This window comes from Sinomonas susongensis (genome assembly GCF_005877005.1).
Classification (GTDB): Bacteria; Actinomycetota; Actinomycetes; order Actinomycetales; family Micrococcaceae; genus Sinomonas; species Sinomonas susongensis.
In genome coordinates this window covers 1-15921 of record NZ_SSNH01000007.1, presented here as the reverse complement: position 1 = coordinate 15921, position 15921 = coordinate 1, and the positions used below count along the sequence as shown (strand labels likewise).

General features: G+C 66.8%; 16 protein-coding genes. 4 read left to right on the top strand and 12 right to left on the bottom strand.

Features of this window, described 5'->3' with window-relative positions:
- Positions 1-5 precede the first annotated feature (5 nt).
- From E6A21_RS10555 to E6A21_RS10535, 5 genes are read right to left on the bottom strand one after another with little or no spacing between them, the layout of a single operon-like run.
- Positions 6-332 (bottom strand): NIPSNAP family protein, encoded by a 327-nt coding sequence (locus E6A21_RS10555; protein WP_138444121.1) that lies wholly within the window; start codon positions 330-332, stop codon positions 6-8.
- A 22-nt stretch (positions 333-354) separates the two neighbouring features.
- Positions 355-1644: an MFS transporter gene (locus tag E6A21_RS10550; RefSeq protein WP_138444120.1), complete on the bottom strand. Its 1290-nt coding sequence runs from the start codon at positions 1642-1644 to the stop codon at positions 355-357.
- Between the two features lie 29 nt (positions 1645-1673).
- Entirely contained in the window at positions 1674-2837 is a 1164-nt protein-coding gene (locus tag E6A21_RS10545) for an alpha/beta hydrolase family protein (protein ID WP_138444119.1), read from the bottom strand.
- A 40-nt stretch (positions 2838-2877) separates the two neighbouring features.
- Entirely contained in the window at positions 2878-3678 is an 801-nt protein-coding gene (locus E6A21_RS10540) for an SDR family NAD(P)-dependent oxidoreductase (RefSeq protein ID WP_246036360.1), read from the bottom strand.
- A 38-nt stretch (positions 3679-3716) separates the two neighbouring features.
- Complete coding sequence (locus E6A21_RS10535) at positions 3717-4736, bottom strand: VOC family protein (RefSeq protein ID WP_138444117.1); 1020 nt, start codon at positions 4734-4736, stop codon at positions 3717-3719.
- A gap of 219 nt (positions 4737-4955) precedes the next feature.
- Here E6A21_RS10535 and E6A21_RS10530 point away from each other — a divergent pair, with 219 nt between their 5' ends.
- On the top strand, positions 4956-5765 hold the full coding sequence (locus E6A21_RS10530; protein WP_138444116.1) for an SDR family NAD(P)-dependent oxidoreductase: 810 nt from the start codon (positions 4956-4958) through the stop codon (positions 5763-5765).
- A 49-nt stretch (positions 5766-5814) separates the two neighbouring features.
- Here the strand turns inward: E6A21_RS10530 and E6A21_RS10525 are convergent, their stop codons facing one another.
- The 4 genes from E6A21_RS10525 to E6A21_RS10510 are packed head-to-tail and all read right to left on the bottom strand — an operon-like array spanning position 5815 to position 9990.
- The gene (locus E6A21_RS10525; RefSeq protein ID WP_138444115.1) at positions 5815-6783 is read right to left on the bottom strand and encodes a LysR family transcriptional regulator; all 969 of its coding nucleotides are present in this window, start codon (positions 6781-6783) and stop codon (positions 5815-5817) included.
- 8 nt (positions 6784-6791) lie between these two features.
- Positions 6792-7793 carry a fumarylacetoacetate hydrolase family protein gene (locus E6A21_RS10520; protein ID WP_138444114.1) on the bottom strand — a complete coding sequence of 334 codons (1002 nt, stop codon included), beginning with the start codon at positions 7791-7793 and terminating at the stop codon, positions 6792-6794.
- Between the two features lie 52 nt (positions 7794-7845).
- Positions 7846-8970 carry an FAD-dependent monooxygenase gene (locus E6A21_RS10515; RefSeq protein ID WP_138444113.1) on the bottom strand — a complete coding sequence of 375 codons (1125 nt, stop codon included), beginning with the start codon at positions 8968-8970 and terminating at the stop codon, positions 7846-7848.
- 60 nt (positions 8971-9030) lie between these two features.
- Positions 9031-9990 carry a cyclase family protein gene (locus E6A21_RS10510; RefSeq protein WP_138444309.1) on the bottom strand — a complete coding sequence of 320 codons (960 nt, stop codon included), beginning with the start codon at positions 9988-9990 and terminating at the stop codon, positions 9031-9033.
- A 264-nt stretch (positions 9991-10254) separates the two neighbouring features.
- On the opposite strand from E6A21_RS10510, the gene E6A21_RS10505 reads away from it, so the two are divergent.
- Positions 10255-11469, top strand: coding sequence for an MFS transporter (locus tag E6A21_RS10505; RefSeq protein WP_138444112.1), 1215 nt, complete (start codon positions 10255-10257; stop codon positions 11467-11469).
- Between the two features lie 181 nt (positions 11470-11650).
- Here E6A21_RS10505 and E6A21_RS10500 read toward each other — a convergent pair whose 3' ends face one another.
- From E6A21_RS10500 to E6A21_RS10490, 3 genes are read right to left on the bottom strand one after another with little or no spacing between them, the layout of a single operon-like run.
- The gene (locus tag E6A21_RS10500; protein ID WP_138444111.1) at positions 11651-13120 is read right to left on the bottom strand and encodes an APC family permease; all 1470 of its coding nucleotides are present in this window, start codon (positions 13118-13120) and stop codon (positions 11651-11653) included.
- A 28-nt stretch (positions 13121-13148) separates the two neighbouring features.
- Positions 13149-14450, bottom strand: a complete 1302-nt coding sequence (locus tag E6A21_RS10495; protein ID WP_138444110.1) for a flavin monoamine oxidase family protein — start codon at positions 14448-14450, stop codon at positions 13149-13151.
- 16 nt (positions 14451-14466) lie between these two features.
- Positions 14467-14802 (bottom strand): cupin domain-containing protein, encoded by a 336-nt coding sequence (locus E6A21_RS10490; protein ID WP_138444109.1) that lies wholly within the window; start codon positions 14800-14802, stop codon positions 14467-14469.
- A gap of 153 nt (positions 14803-14955) precedes the next feature.
- On the opposite strand from E6A21_RS10490, the gene E6A21_RS10485 reads away from it, so the two are divergent.
- Positions 14956-15510 (top strand): TetR/AcrR family transcriptional regulator, encoded by a 555-nt coding sequence (locus E6A21_RS10485; protein WP_138444108.1) that lies wholly within the window; start codon positions 14956-14958, stop codon positions 15508-15510.
- Positions 15511-15598: 88 nt separating this feature from the next.
- Positions 15599-15921, top strand: a 323-nt coding sequence (locus tag E6A21_RS10480) for an aldehyde dehydrogenase family protein (protein WP_425471541.1), incomplete at its 3' end; no start/stop codon positions are given.

The window sequence follows — 15921 nt, the reverse complement described above, 5'->3', positions numbered from 1 at the left end:
GTGGCTCAGGGCAGGCTGGTGGCCGGGTCTGAGGAAGCGGCTTCCAGCCGGACGAAGCTGACATCGCGGATCTCTCCCATGGGGAACCCGGCCATATCGGCACGGAACTCGGGGCTCGCCATGTAGCGCTCTGTCACTGCCTCGGGGTCCAGGCCCTGCTCGTATTCGACGAGGGCTACGAGCCGTGGGACAGCGCCGTCCACCTCGGTCCAGACGTGATGGGTGCGGACGCCGAAGGCCGCGAGGCTGAGGATGTGGCGCTTCCAGTGAACGTTCGCGTACTGCTCCAGTCCGCTTTGGCTGGCCAGGACGTAGGTGCGGATTTCGAACACGGCAGATTCCTTTCGCACGGGTTCAGCGGACCTTCTTGATCGGGAAGACCAGAACGGAGGACAGGAGCACGACGACGATCGACCAGACGAAGATCGACGAATAGCCGAAGACGGAGATGAGCGCCGCGTTGATGATGGGCGCGAGCATTTGCGGGATGTTGTTGGCGATGTTGATGACGCCGAGGTCCTTCGCGGCGTGATCCGGGTTGGGCAGCACATCCACGACCAGGGCGACGTCGACGGCCATGTAGGAGCCGAAGCCAACGCCCGCAACGACTGCGTAGAGCAGGATGCCCACTGGGGTGGGCATCAGCAGCGGGATTGCGACGCCAAGCGCGACCAGCAGTGAGGCCGCGAAGATGAAGATCTTGCGGCGCCGGAGTCGATCCGAGAGCCAGCCTGCGACAAACGTCGCACCGATGCTGGCCACGGCTCCAATCACGGCTTGGAGACCCATGAAGGCCCCGGCTTCGATCGGCGCCATCTTCACGTAGCTCAGGAGGATGTAGAAGAGGTACATCGTGATGCCCATGTAGCCGAGGAACATGGTGAAGCGGCCGGCGAAGGCCCACGCGAAGTCGGGATGCCGACGGGGGCTGATCCAGAAGCCGCCCAGGAACGCCTTCCAGCTGAAAGGTGACGTCGGCACTTCCTTGCTCGAGGCGTCGGCATTGACGGTGATGAACACGAAGGCCAAGACGATGACTGCCACGGCGAAGATGGCGTAGGCGAGTCCGGCCTGAGCGAGAAGGAGTCCCGCAACGACGACGCCGAGCGTCATCCCGAGAGTGGTGCCCACGCCGAGGAAGGCCGAGGCCTTCCCCCGGTGTTCCGGATCGAGGCGGTCGGAGACCGTCGCGATGAGAGGTGCCTGCAGGGCGTTGAGGGAAACCTGGGCGAAGACCCACATCAGTGCGATCAGACCGACATTGGCCCCGATCCACGGCAGGAGGATGAGCATGATTCCGCCCAGGACGGCGCCGCCCAGCATCCACGGGGCGCGGCGGCCCCAACGGCTGCGTGTCCGGTCGGAGAGCGCGCCCACAATCGGCTGGACGAAGAGCGTCGCGAAGCTGGAGATCGAAGTGACGATCGCCAGGTTCGTCTCCTTGTGAGCAGGGTCGAGCGAGGCTACCTGCGCGGGAAGGAGGATTGAGCCCGCGGCGAGATAGCAGGCGAAGAGCGCTACCGAGAGGGTCAGCAGCGTCCACGTGTACTTCTGCCGGGCTCGGCGATGGAGGATAGTGCCGGTCTGGAAACCGAAGCCAGCTGCCGATGCTTGGTTCAGATCAGGGGTTGGCTGAACGGCCATTGTTCTGCCTCTCTCATGGTTGTGGATCTTCAGGACTTGGCGAGACTTGCGAATTCTGCGGCGACCCAGTCGGCAACGTAGGCGCTCAGGTGCGGGAGGTGGTCGAGACCGACGTGCTCGGCACCGCCTTCCTCCCGGGTGAAGATCCGGAGTTCCCGGTGGGGGCTGTTGACGGCCTGCTCGTAGGAGCGGTGAGCGTATTCGACGTTGATCTGGCGGTCGTTCTCGCCGTGCACGATCAGGAACGGGACGATGATCTTCTCGACGATGCCGTCGAGGTTGACTCCGTCCGCGTAGTCGATGAAGGCGCCGATGTCCTCGAACCCCCAGACCCACAGCACGTGCTCCCAGTAATGCGGCACGGGGCGCTCTCCCTCGCGCTCCAACCGTCGGCGCTGCACGGCACCCCAGTCGTGATTGGCTCCCCACGCGACCACGAGGGCGAGGCGCTTCTCAAAAGCGGCAGCCCGTGGTGCGTAGTAGCCGCCCAGGGACCAGCCGGCCAGCCCGATGGCGTGCGGGTCGACGTCGTCCCTTCCCTGGAGGTAGTCGACGCAAGCGGCGGCCCATTCCTCCGTGTTGATCTGGGCGGTGAGGCCCTGGATGCGAAGGGCCTCTCCCGAACCGGGGCAGTCGACCATAAGGGTGGAGATGCCTCGGGCGGCCAATTCGGAGGGGTGGCCTGAGAGGTAGATGTGCTCCTTCGTGCTGTCGAGTCCGTTCCACATGATCATCACGGGCGCGGGGGCGACGTCGGAGGCGGCGGCCCTGGTGAAGTAGGCCGGCAGTGTGGTGCCTTTGTACGGCACCTCGACGCGGGACGTGAGCGGATCTGCCAGGCGGAAGCAGCATTCCATGAGGTCAAGGCAGCGGCGGTAAGTGGCGAGCCTGCCTGGAGAGCTCGCGCGCTGCATCCTCTCCGCGTTCACGAGGTAGTTCGCGGCCCGCCCGTACACCTTTCCGGCCGAGAGGAAGCGCCCAGCTGCCTCCATGCTCTCGGCTTCGCTCTGGAGCTCATCGACCAGCGTGGTCCACGCGGCGAGGAGTTCGTCAGTGCCGGCGTCCTCCCCGCGGCTCGCGGCCTCGCGGAGCGGCCTGCAGGCGCGGTCGACTTCATCGATGCATCCGCCGCTGTTGAGGGCCGCGACAACGCCCAGGTTCCAGACATAGTTGCCCCGGAAGTATTCGAACACGATCGTCCTTTCATTGCGGGCTCAGCCCGCGCGGGCTGCGTCAGCCGGGCAGGACGGCGGACCAGCCGCCGTCGACCATCAGGTTCACTCCGGTGACGTAGGAGGCTTCGTCCGAAGCGAGGAAGAGGGCACACGGTGCCACGTCGTCCGGGCTGCCTATCCTGCCGAGCGGAATGTGCTCGGCGATGCGGTGCATGGGGTGGTCCGCCGCGAGGAGGTTCGACTCCGAAGCCGGGGTCCGGATCATGCCCGGGCTGATGCAGTTCACCCTGATGCCCCGCGGCGCACCTTCGGCGGCGAGCTGCTTGGTCATCGCGACCACGGAACCCTTGGTCGCCGTGTGGGCCAGACGGCCGGCCGTCACCGAACCGGTGACCCCTGCCGTCGAGCCCACGAGGACCACGGCGGCGCGCCCCGAGGCGGCCAGGAGCGACCAGAAGGCGCGGACCGGGAGGAAGACGACGTCGACCTCGTTGCGGAAGTTCCACTGCCAGTCGGCGTAGGAGATCTCCTCGAGTGCGGCGAATCTCGTGGCTGCGGCGTTCGTGTACAGGATGTCCACGCTGCCGTGCTGCCTTTCGACCCCAGCGGCCCATTGCGCGACCTGTATTTCATCCGCCAAGTCCACGCACACGGCGTCATCCGCAGTGAACCCTCCGGCCCGGATGTCGGCGACCGTCTGCTCGGCCTGATCGAGGTCCAAGTCGCAGCCCACGACGTGTGCCCCTTCGCGGGCGAACAGCAGGGCCGCGGAGCGACCTTGCCCAGAGGCTATCCCGGTGATGATGGCGGTCTTGCCGGCTAGGCGTGGAAGCGCGCGAGCCTCGCCCGTGGCTCCCACAGCTTGGGATCCAGTGCCTGTGGCCGTTGGACCCATGGTCAGCCACGGCCCTGTTCGGCGTACGGGTTCAGGAGGACGGCCTTCATCTCGTCGGAGGCGCCCTCCTCGGTCGCCGTGAATCCGTCCGCGAACGGGAACGACTCGGTCATGGAGTGCGGCATAGCCCCGTTGCGGTAGAAGTTCGCGGAGCCGTCCGACGGCTTCCAGTCGTTCGCCACCCAGTCCGGGACGTAGTTGCGGTAGCCGCCGGAGTTCAGCTCGACGCGCAGCGCGGAGGGCTCACGGAAGTAGAGGAAGTTCTGCTCCCCGATGCCATGGATGGATGGGCCGTACTCCATGGGGGTGCCGTGCTCCATGAGAACGTCTGCGGTCCTCAGGAGGTCCTCGTGGGTGTCGACCCAGAAGGCGATGTGGTTCACACGCCCACCTCGTTCGGAGGTATCGAGGACGACTCCCAGGTCGTGGGACTTCTCGTTCGTCGTCAGGACGGAGAAGACGGTGACAGGAGCCTCGTCGAGCTCGGTGTACGCCATGACCCGGAAGCCGAGGGTCTCCGAGTACCACTCGGCGAAGGCACGCACGTCCTGGGCAGCGACCGTGACGTGGTCGAGGAAGCGGGGGGCGGCTGCATGGAGGCTTCGCTTCTCAGGGCGGTCCGGGTAGATGGAGGCCAGTTCCCTGGGTGCGGAGTACTTGTCCACGTTCCAGACGAGGCGCATGGGGTGGCCGAACGGTCCGGTGAACTCGTAGGCGCGGCCGTACCCGTAGGCGCCCTCGGACCACGAACCCTGAATACCGTTGGCCTCGATCCGTGCGGCAGCGGTCTCAAGGGCTTCGGGCGACGACGTGCGCCAGGCCATGCGGTGCAGCGCCGGCTCGGCGCCTGGCACGACTACGAGGCTGTAGGTGTCGTAGTCACCCCAACAGCGCAGATAGACGCTGCCATCCTGCCGGTGGACTTCGCGCATGCCGAACTTCTCGATATAGAACTTCGCCGACGCCTCGACATCGGGGCTCGCGATCTCGAGATGGCTCAGGTGAGCCAGGAGCTTCTCCACGGTGAGTGCCTTTCCTTGCTGGGCCGACGGTGGCCCGAGTGGTTGTTCTATCTCAGCGTGGAGGAGGGCTCAGGGCTGAGGAAGCGGGAGTTCTGCATACGAGATATAGGCGCCGCGGATATCCACGGTGCTGATGCCTCGCATCTGCTCCATGACGGGCGCTAGCCGCGGAAGGCGCCCAGACTGGTGCGGAGCAGTTTGAAAGGAAGGAAGCCTGACATGGAAGACAGGTCTCTCGCAGCCCGCCGAGCCGACAGCGGGATCGACATGTCGGGCAGGATCGTTGTCATCACCGGCTCGAATGGCGGTCAGGGTCTCGCGGAGGTCCGGATGCTGGCCGATGCGGGCGCCCTGGTCATTGCGACCGACGTGACGGAGGAGCCCTCCCCCGCCCTGCGCTCGGCGCTCGAAGACACGCGGTCAATCTCCTACCGGGCCTTGGACGTCTCGTCCAAAACGCAGTGGGCGGCCCTGGCCGAGGGCGCGCACCAGCTGCACGGACGGATCGACGGCTTGGTGAACAACGCCGGCGTCACCCGTCGCGCTCGGCTGCTCGAAGCAGCGGTGGAGGATCTCCGCCGGGTCGCCGAGGTCAACGTCGAAGGGGCGCTGCTGGGCATCCAGGCCTGTGTCCCGCTCATGCAGCCCGGGTCGGCGATCGTCAACGTGGGATCGGTCGCTGCCCTCACCTCGCACTACCCCGTGGCCTACACCTCGAGCAAGTGGGCCCTGCGCGGCCTCTCAGGAGTGGCTGCCATGGAATTGGGGAGCCGCGGGATCCGGGTGAACGCAGTTCACCCTGGGTTCATCGAGACGCCGATGACGGCGAGCGCATCGTCCGCGTTCCGGGACGCGAGCCGTGCGGAGACCCCGCTGGGCCGGGCCGGCGCTCCCGAGGAGGTTGCCGCCGTCGTCCTCTTCCTCCTGAGCCCGCTCGCCTCGTTCGTCACCGGCGCAGACGTCCCGGTGGACGGCGGTCAGAGCCAGCACGGCGGGGCGAAGTCCGTCTCCGATGCCCTCCTTCCCTGAGTCCGATGCCGCCTGACCGGTCCCCGAAGGCCTCGGCGTGCGAGCGACGTCAGAAGGGTCCGGGCACCAGCGGGCCTGTGATGGCAACGGAATGGGACTGGAGTGGGAGCTGCTCGAGCCCCCTGATCGCGTCTTGGATGACCCCCCGCACCCATTCGTTCGCTGGATCCGCCGTCTGAAGGGGGTGCCAGTACATCGCCTCGACGAGCGGGACCTCGAGCTCGGGGGCGAACTCCACCACGGCGATCCTGTGGCTGAGTGAGGCCCGCGCTGCGAGCATGCGCGGCACGAGGGCTACGAGGTCGGTGCCCTCGACAACGGTGGGGAGGGCCTGCAGGCCGGCGAGCCTGGCAGCGACCTTGGGAGGTTCGTCCATCTGCCGGAAGAACTGCATCGGAGGTGTCACGATGCTTCCCCCGAATTCCCCGACGGCCTGGGGTGCGGCCGCGATGTGGTGCACGGTGAGCTCGGCGGCTTCGAGCAGAGGATTCTCGGCGTCCATGACGACGACGAACTCGTCGCGGAAGAGCTGTCGGGAGGACCCGGCGAGGTTGAAGCCCATGGGGCCGATGATGACGTCGATGGCGTTGAATGCTTCGAGCTCGGCTGACGGCCGCAGGGGTGGCACCGTCACGAAGTCGACGGCGATTCCGGGGGCCGCTTCGGCGATGCGCGATCGGAGGTTCCTGATGAGCAGGCACGTGACGTAGTCCGAGGCTGCGACGACGAACGTTCGGTCGCTTTCCTGGGGGTCGAACTCGGCCCCGAGCTGCATTGCATCCCGGACATTGAGGAGCGCCTCCTCGACACGCGGAGCGAGCGCCTTGGCGAAGGCGGTGAGCTCGTACGACCGACCGGTGCGGACGAGCAGCTCGTCGTTGAAGTGCCTCCGCAGCCGGGAGAGTGCGGCACTCATCGCCGGCTGGCTCAGGTGCACGCGTTCGGCTGCCCGCGAGACGTTGCGCAGTTCGAGGAGAGCCTGCAGCGCGGGCAGCAGGTTCAGGTCGGCTTCTTTCATGCCTCTGATTATGGGGTGACGCCTGCGAGGGGCTCGCTTCGGCCACGACGACGGGCGGGGACTGCGGGGATCCCGTCTGCCCGCCGGCTGCCGATGCGGTTCTGCACGGCTCCGATCCCTTCCACCTCAAGGCGAACGCTGTCCCCTTCCTCGAGCGGCGGAGGGAAGGGGCCCCCGTTGCGGCCCCAGAGCTCTGCGAGACACCCACTTCCGCAGGTTCCGGACCCGAGCACGTCACCCGGTACGACCAAGGAGTCCTGGGATGCGTACGCAACCAGCTCGGCGAAGGGCCAGCCCATGTTGGAGAGCAGGTCAGTCCCCAGCGGCTGGCCGTTAACGGACGCGGTCATCTTGAGGCGGAGGAAGCCGTCGTCGTCGTGCCTGTCCACGAATTCGTCGGCCGTGACGATCCAAGGCCCGAGGGTGGTCGCGAAGTCCTTGCCCTTGCACGGCCCGAGCCGGACTTTCATCTCGCGGCTCTGGACGTCACGGGCCGACCAATCGTTCATGATGGTGTACCCGAAGATCATGCTGTGGGCGTCGGGGACGGCGAGGTTCGTCCCGCTGGGGCCGCCTGCCGATCCGAGCACGACGGCGACCTCGGCTTCGAAGTCCATCATCCGGCATCCACTGGGGACGGGAATCGTATCTCCCGAGGCACGCACGGTGTGGGGGTTGGCGAAGTAGAACGTGGGTGCGTCGTACCACTCCGCGACAACGCCCGCCGCTCCGTCGATGCTCGCGGAGACGCCCTCTACGTGTTCTTCGAAGGCGACAAAGTCCCGCAGCGTTCTTGGCTGGAGCGGAGCCAGCAGGCGGACGTCCCCAAGGGCGATCCCCCGCCGGGCGTCGGGTGAGATCACGCTGGCCGCCAGCTCGAGGGTGGCTGGGAGCCCGGCATCGAAGAGATCCTGCGGAGTCCGTTCCTCGGGCAAGGGGAAGCAACGTCCCTCGTGGACGAATCCTGTGCGGATTCCGGCTGCTTGGGCCCAACGGGCGATCTTTACCATCAGGGCTACCTCGGGATCAGACGGAAGCGGGGCTGGGAAGCTGGGAAGACCGTCAAACCGGGACGATGACCGTCTCGGCAACCCGGTGCATCAGTCCGGGAACGTCGGCTTCCGGGCTGTGGTCGAGCATCCAGTCCCCCAACTGCACGGATGCTTCCACGACGGTCCTGGCACGCTCCGCCCGGCGCTGCCAATAGCGCCGGAACACGTCCTCGTCGAACTCCATGGCGGCGATGATCTCGTCCGCCAAAACCGAAGCGTCCTCGGCCGCCATCGCAGCACCTTGGGCGATCGTTGGAGGGCAGCTGTGTGCAGCGTCCCCGAGCAACGCCACCCGCCCGCTGTGCCAGGGCCCCGAGACGATATGGGTGGTGAAGTGGGTGTAGTTGACGTTTGCGCCGTTTTCGAGGTGCCGCCGGATCTCGTTCCAAGGCCCGCCGTAGGCTGCAGCCAGCGCGGCCATCACGGCGGGGCCCTCCTGAGGGTTGCGCTCCTGCGCGTCCTCGACCAGATACGCGTACATCGTGTCCGGACCAGTGGGGCAGTATCCGGCGATGTAGGCAGGCCCGCCGTAGTAGAGGTCAGTTCGGGTGACCTCGTCGGGCCGGGCCACGAAGGCACGCCAGATTCCCATGCCGGTCCGGCGCGGGCGCTCGGTGATCCCGATCGCGGCCCTGACCCTCGAATTGAGGCCATCGGCACCGACGAGCAGGTCGTAGTGCCGCACACCGCCGTCGTCCAGCCTCGCAGTGACACCGTCGTCGTGGCGGGACAAGGAATTGACGGAGGCGCCGTAGCAGACCACAGCGCCAGCATTTCGGGCGCGCTCAGTCAGGATCGCCGCAAGATCCGGCCGGAACATGCCGAGCGTGGCAGGCAGATCCTCTCCCCCGACCCGTACGTCGTCCAGCACGGCGAGAACCGTGGCCTCTGGGCCCGGGGCGCGCAGTCCGAGGGTGTCGAATGCGTACCCCTTACGCAAGATCTCGGGCCAGACGCCGAGCTCACGGAAGATCCGCAGGGCGTTGCCCTGGAGCGTGATGCCCGAGCCGAGGGCGGTCGCACCGCTGCTCTTCTCCAGCACCTCTACCTCGATTCCGGCATCGGCAAGCCGGGTGGCGAGGACGAGCCCGCCGACCCCCGCCCCAACGATTCCAACCTTCTGGGCAGCTGGCATGGTGAACTTGTCCTTCCCTGGGTGCTGGCTCCGATGCCGGCCGCCCAACTGTTGCTGCTTCTACTTGATGGCCAATGGGTTGAGTGGAGAGCCGACCGCCCCGGTGATGGGAAGTGGCGGCGCGCACAGCAGGGCGTCGTACTGGCCGTCCTGGGCGCAGTGCTCCGCCCAGCCGTCGAGGTTCCACATCTCTCCGACGAACAGGCCCATATTGGGGATGACCACCTGATGCAGGGGCTGGAACGCCTCCTCGAATTCGTTGGGCCGCACCTCGAAGCCCCACGTGTCTGTAGCCACGGCCGCGACCTCCCGTCGGTGCAGCCAGGGTGCGCTGGCAAACGAGAGGCCAGGCGCGGGGCCCCCCGCGTACCGGCCCCACCCCTCGCGACGTGCGCGGGTGAATTGCCCGGTGCGGATGAGCAGGATGTCTCCGCGGCCCACGGTGGCTGACGGCCCCTGCCGCTCGATGGCGAGTTCGAGGTGCTCGGCGGTGATGGCGAATCCGTCGGGCAGTTCTGGTCGCTCGAGCCCGAGCTCTTGCTCCAGAGCCCTTCCGAGGTCGAGCAGGACTCCGCGGCTGACGATTTGGGAAGCCGCCGTCTCGATTCCGGTGACCGCGTCACCCGCGGCCGTCACGACCTCACCCGCACGACGGCCGTTCCAGGCCCTTCCGCGGTCGAAGATGTGCCCGAGCCCGTCCCATTGCGTCGAGCACTGCAGCGGCATGGAGACGACGTCGTCCGCACCGCCAAAGCCGTGCGGGAATCCCTGCGACCCGTACTCGGCGTCGGTTCCCGTATCCGTCATGGTGTGAACAGGATTCGTCCGTCGCCGCCAGCCGTTCTGAGGTCCCTCCGAGTCGAAGGCCTGGGCCAGGGAGAAGACCCGACCACTCCCTACGAGGCCTGCTGCCTCCACTCGTTTGCCCGGGTCGATGAAGTTCAGAGTCCCGAGAACGTCGTCCTCGCCCCATCTTCCCCAATTCGAGCATTCTGCAGCCATCTGCTCGATGCTTTCCATCGCGTCGCCAGGGTTCACTTCGCTCCTCGCTCAACCGGTCGTCGACGTCGCCGTCCGCGCCTCAGACCACTACTCTCCGCCTCGGGACTGCCTACCGGAAGCGCCTCGGCGTGATGCCAGCTATCGACGGAGCGGATAGTCCAGTCCCACGGTGAGAGACCAATGCATGGCATGGATAGGACCTATCCGAGGAACGCGGCCCTGCCGCAGGTGCCTCGACGCGAGAGTGGGGACTGTCACTCTTTCGATCTGGGAGGATCTTCAATGGAGAACGTCACCCCTGGCGCCGACGCGGTTCTCGCCCCCGAGGCGCCCGGCAGTGCCGGGACCGCTCGCCGCTTTCCCGCAGCCCTGCTCCTTGCAGGAAGCTGCATGCCAGTGCTCGGAGCAGTCCTGCTCGCCCCCGTCCTGCCCGCGATGACCAGGGACTTCGCCGCGACACCAGGGGCCGGCCTAATGGTCCCCGTCGTCCTGACCCTTCCGGCCCTGCTCATTGCCGTGGTGTCACCCATCGCGGGCCAGATCGCCGACAAGGTAGGGCGGAAGCGGCTCCTGCTCGCCGCGATGATCGCCTATTCCGTCCTCGGAACGGCACCGCTCTGGCTGAGTTCGCTGCCTCTCATCCTCGCCTCCCGCGCTGGTGTCGGCGCCGCGGAGGCCTGCATCATGACTGTCTGCACGACGCTGATCACTGATTACTATGCGGGTAAGGCCAGAGATCGATACCTGGGGCTGCAAGTGCTCGTCGCGTCCGTGGCGGCCACCGCCTTCTTCGCTCTGGGCGGCGTACTCGGTGCGCAGAGCTGGCGCGCTCCGTTCTGGCTCTACATTGCAGCGGCGTTCCTCGCCATTCCCATGGCATTCGTCCTCTGGGAGCCGAAGCGCGATGTGGTGAAGGCCAGGTTCACGCCTGTTCCCTGGCGGCAGGTCGGCATCCCCTGCTTGGTGACCTTCTTCGGGGGCATCGTGTTCTACGCCCTCGTGGTCCAACTCCCGTACCTCCTCACGAATCTCGGCGTCAACGACGTGGCGGTGATCGGCGCGGGCACAGCCTTGGCGTCGGTCGCGACTGCGGTTGGCGCCTTCTCGTTCCGATTCCTCGCAAGGATGGGCCCCCAGCGGCTTCTCGTCGTGGCATTCTCCCTCGCCGCAGTCGGCCTGGTCGTGGTCTGGGTCGCGACATCCGTCACGCTTGCGCTCGTCGGCGCTCTGGTGACCAGCACCGGAACAGGCCTGCTCCTGCCGACTCTGCTGACTTGGGCTGTGTCTGGCCTCCAGCTCGAGCAGAGGGGGCGCGGCACCGGCGTTTGGACCGGCACGCTGTACGTTGGGCAGTTTATCTCGCCGATAGTTTTGGGCACCGGGGGCGCCTTCATGGGCGGGCTCCAGAGCGCCCTGGGTGCACTCGGCGTCCTGACGGCCGCTGCCGCCATTGTCGCGGCAGTCGCGGCGCGTCGAACTCGACGCGCCGCCCCTTAGTGGGGAGGCAGAGGAGATCGTGGACCTGGGAGTTGCGACGCGCTCTTCAGCGGCGTGGAAGTCTCGCTGGCCGCGTTCCTGGCCCGAGGCTGGATCCGCCTCTGGCAATGCATCGCGAACTGCACAACGGTGGTGGGCGGAACTGTCCACCCACCACCGCCAGCTTGAGCACGACCATCTCCTACAGTGTGGGAGTGAGCTCCTCTCGGACGTTCTTGCGCTCGAGCACCAGCCCGAGGATGAAGAACACGGGCACTACGGCGAGGAGGACCACCGCTGTTGTCTCGTCGCCGCCGATTAGCTGGTTGAAGTTGCCCACGACCTGGCTGAGCAGCCCGATCAGCAGCAGGGTGGAGGCGGCGGGCGAGATGAGGGTCTTCCAGATGCTCTTGTCGCTGCGGTTGCGGCGGAAGTAGACGACGACGGCGACCGAGGTGAGCACGTAGACGACGAGAAGCGACGCGACCGAGAGGCCGGAGAACCACGAGAAGAGGGTGAGGACCGGGTCGAGTCCGAAGATCGCGAACGGGGCAATGAGCACCACTGTCAGGGCGGTCTGGGCGATCGCGGCCCGGGACGGGGCCAGGTGCCGGTTGGTCCGGGCGAGCACCGAGGGAAGCGAGCGGTGCAGGGCGAGGGAGTGGAAGTAGCGGTTCACGCTGTTGTGCAGGGCCATGACGCCCGCGAGCAGCGAGGTGAGCAGGAGCACCTGGGCGGTGATCCCGGCCCAGGGGCCGAGGGTCTTGATGAGCGCGCCGAAGACGAACGACGTCGTGTCCCCTGACTGGAGGGCGGCCCCGGCTGCGTCGCCGACCTTGCTTGCCCCGTAGAAGCTGACGATGGTCCAGGAGACGAAGGCGAAGAACCCGGCGATGAGGCAGACCGAGAGGTAGGTGGCCCTTGCGACGGTGCGCTTGGGGTCCTTGGCCTCCTGTGAGTAGATGGCGGTGGATTCAAAGCCGAACATCGAGGCGATCGCGAACATGATCGCCACGCCGGGGGCCCCGGTCATGATCGCTGAGGGGCCGAAGCTTGCCGCGAGGTTGAGCCCCTCGGGGCCGCCGCCGGTGAAGACGACCTTGAGCGCGAAGGCCAGGAGCACGGAGGTCTCGAGGCCGACAAGGACGGCGAGGACCTTGGCGCCGAGCTCTATGTTGCGGGTGCCCATGAAGTGGACGAAGGCCACGGTTGCCAAGGTCGGGATCCACCACGGGACGGTGATCCCCAGATTAGCGAGCAGGGCGGAGAACGAGGCCCCGTACAGTCCGTACATGCCAGCTTGGACCGAGACGTAGGTGAGGATGGCCAGCCATGCGGCCGCCCCGCCGAGCCGGCGTCCGAAGGCTGCCTTGACGTAGGCGTAGAAGCCGCCGTGGGTGTCGACACTGCGGCTCATCGCAACGAACCCGACCGCGAAGAGCATGATGACCAGGCCCACGACGAGGTAGGCGCCGGGCGCGCCGGCACCGTTTCCGAGGCCGACCGCGAGGGCACTCGCCCCGGCGATCCCCGTCAGCGGGGCCTGGGTGGAGAAGACGAAGAAGACGATGCCCAAGACGCCGATTGTCCCGGCACGCAGCGAGGTGGAATGGGTGGTCGGGGTAGCGGCCGCGTCGTCGCGGTCGTCGATGCTTGCTTCAATGCTGCTCATGATGTTCCTTGCTCGAGTATGACCGGCCTCACTGCCGGATGTGGAGCTGCTCTGCAATGTTGCGGGCGGCGCTGAAGCCGCTTTCGATCGCGCCGTCGATGAAGCCACCCCAGCCGTTGGCGTAGTCGGATCCGGCGAGGTGGACGCGCCCTTCGGGGCGCTGGAGTTCGGGGAGGGACTCCGAGAGGTAGCCGGTGCGGTGCATGGGCCAGGTCTGCCGGGCGTATTCGTCCTGCACCCAGTTGTGGCCGGAGATCTCGAGGACTTGGATGTCCGGGATCCACCTGCGGAGGATCTCCTCGGCGGCGGCGGCGTCCTCGACGTCGACCGCGTCCGCGTCGGAACCGAACGCGACGAGCGTGGTGGTCTCGGCGTCGAGGTATTCGGCCTGGACGAAGTTCAGTGGCCACTCCTGCGGCCCCATCGCGACGAAGCGCTCGTGTGCGCCCTTGGCCTTGATCCAGAGCTTGGCGCCGAGCCCGAGCTGGCCCCGTGCAGCGGCCTCGCGCTTGCCCGCCGAGAGCTCCGGCTCGAACCGGAGGCTGTCCAGGACGTGCAGTGGTACGGTCACGACCATGGCCTCGGCCGCGTACTCGTTGCCGTGGCGGTCGACGGCGACCACGGCGGAGTCGTCCTGCCGCACCTCGGTGACGGGGGTGTTGAGGGTCAGGGTGGCAGCAGAGTCTTCGAGGATGGCTCGAGCAAGTGTGTGGGTGCCGCCCTGGACCTTGTAGGTCGCGCAGGTCTCGAACATGATCGGCCACTCGTGGAAGGCTGCCGCGGACCACCGCAGGGCCTGGGTGTAGGCGGCGTCCTCAATGTGCCCGTTGAAGTTCAGGGCCCAGAAGCTGCGCATGAGATCGTCCGAGACGGGGTCGAGTTCGAGCTCGTCGATCTTGTCGGCCACGGTCAGCTGGTCCGCTTCCTTGATTGCGAGGTTGCTCAGCGGCTCGTAGGGAAGGGGGACCAGCTGCCGTGATGGGGCGAGGAAGTCACGGTTGGGCCCGTCGAGGATCATCATCAGCTCGTCCGGGGAGCCTTCGTGGAGCTGTCCGTCAGCGTGCCAGTACGCCTTCTCGAACTCTGGCGCCGTGACGACGCCGATGCCGTAGCGGCTGAGCTCGGCCCACACGTGGGGCTGGCTCCAATGGACCCAGGTTCCGCCGAGCTCGAGGCTGCGGCCCATGCGGGGCTCGAGCCACGTGCGTCCCGCGATGCGGTCGCGGGCCTCGAGGATCTGGACGCTCAGGCCCTTCCGGCTCAGCTCGCGAGCCGCGATGAGGCCTGCGAAACCGGCGCCGATGACGAGGACGTCGGAAGTGTTCTGCACTTTGCCCAGCCCTCTCTCAGCTGTACACGAAGAACTCGGTGGTCGGCTTGACCACGGTCCACCGGGTCTTGGCGCCCTTGTTGAACGAGGCCATGCTCCCGTCGGTGAGGTCGAACGCCTCTCCGCCGATGACCTCAATGCGCAGGTGACCTTCGATGATGTACAGCGTCTCGTCCTCTTCGAAGGCGAGGTCGAACGCCTCCGGGGCCTCCTCGGGCGTCACTGTCCAGATTCCGCCGGAGAGTTCCGGCCGGTCTCCGTCACCGGGCTTGCGCAGCCACTGGACTTGGCCGACTGCAAAGGGCTCGGCGAGCTCTCGGTTCGTATTCGTGTGGAAGATGGGGGCACTCATGGTCGCTCCTTTGCGAGGGATGACGGGGATGGGCTACGGCGGCCAGTCGAGGTGGCCTGCATCACATGCACACCACTCTGCATGTGCTTAGTTTTAGATGTCAAGATCTGCAGGTGCAGAGTTTTCTGGGAATTTGCCGGTAGGATCTTCTGCATGACAGTCAGCGAGATCAGGTACGGAACGGGCCGGGAGGCACTCCTCCGGGCGGTCGTCGATGTCGTGGCCGAGGACGGCCTTGATGCGCTGAGCTACAGGAAGGTCGCGCAGCGGGCAGGAGTGAACAACACCCTCATCTCCCACCACTTCGGCTCGAAAGAGGCGCTTCTGGAGGCGGCCACAGTGTGGGCCGTCCAGCGGACGCAGCAGCTGGCTGACCTGACGCTCGCCTCGGCCCTCGACCGCGACTTCGCCGAGACCCTCACCCGGATTGTCGCCGAGGAGCCGAATCTCCAAGTATTCCAGTACTACATGATCCTCGCGTCACGCCGCAGTTCGGAGCTTCGCCGCATCGCGGGGAACCTCTATGAGAGCTACATCAGCATGGTCCAGAACGTCCTCGTGCGCTATGGCTACAAGCCCGACAAGGCAACGGCGCGGGCTGTCTTCGCCGCGCTCGACGGACTCGTTATGCAGCAGGTCACCCTGGCCGAGCGAGATGAGATCCTCGCCGCCGTGATCCGGCTCGGCGAGCTGATCGATCGGCGCTGAGAGCGGAATCCCGACCGGAGGCCCTTGACTTCGGAACTAAGCACTAGCAGATTTATGCAGACACTTAGTTTCTCAACGTGGAGGATTCATGGACACGACCCTGCAGCAGACGGATTCCCTGCTCGAGGCGATCGCTCCCGCCCCGGGCGAGCCCGGCCGCGAGGTGCTCGACCCGGCCACCGGCGGACTCGTCGGGGTGGCTCCGGTGCACGGGCTGGCGGAGCTCGAGGCGGCGATCGCGGCCGCGAGGGCAGCCCAGCCGGCCTGGGCAGCGGCCGGCCACGAGGCCCGCTCCGCGGCGCTGAACGCGGCGGCCGAGGCCGTGGAGGCCAACGCCGAGGAGCTCGCCCGGATCCTCTCCCGCGAGCAGGGCAAGCCGCTCAACGGCCCCAACGCCCGCTTCGAGGTCGG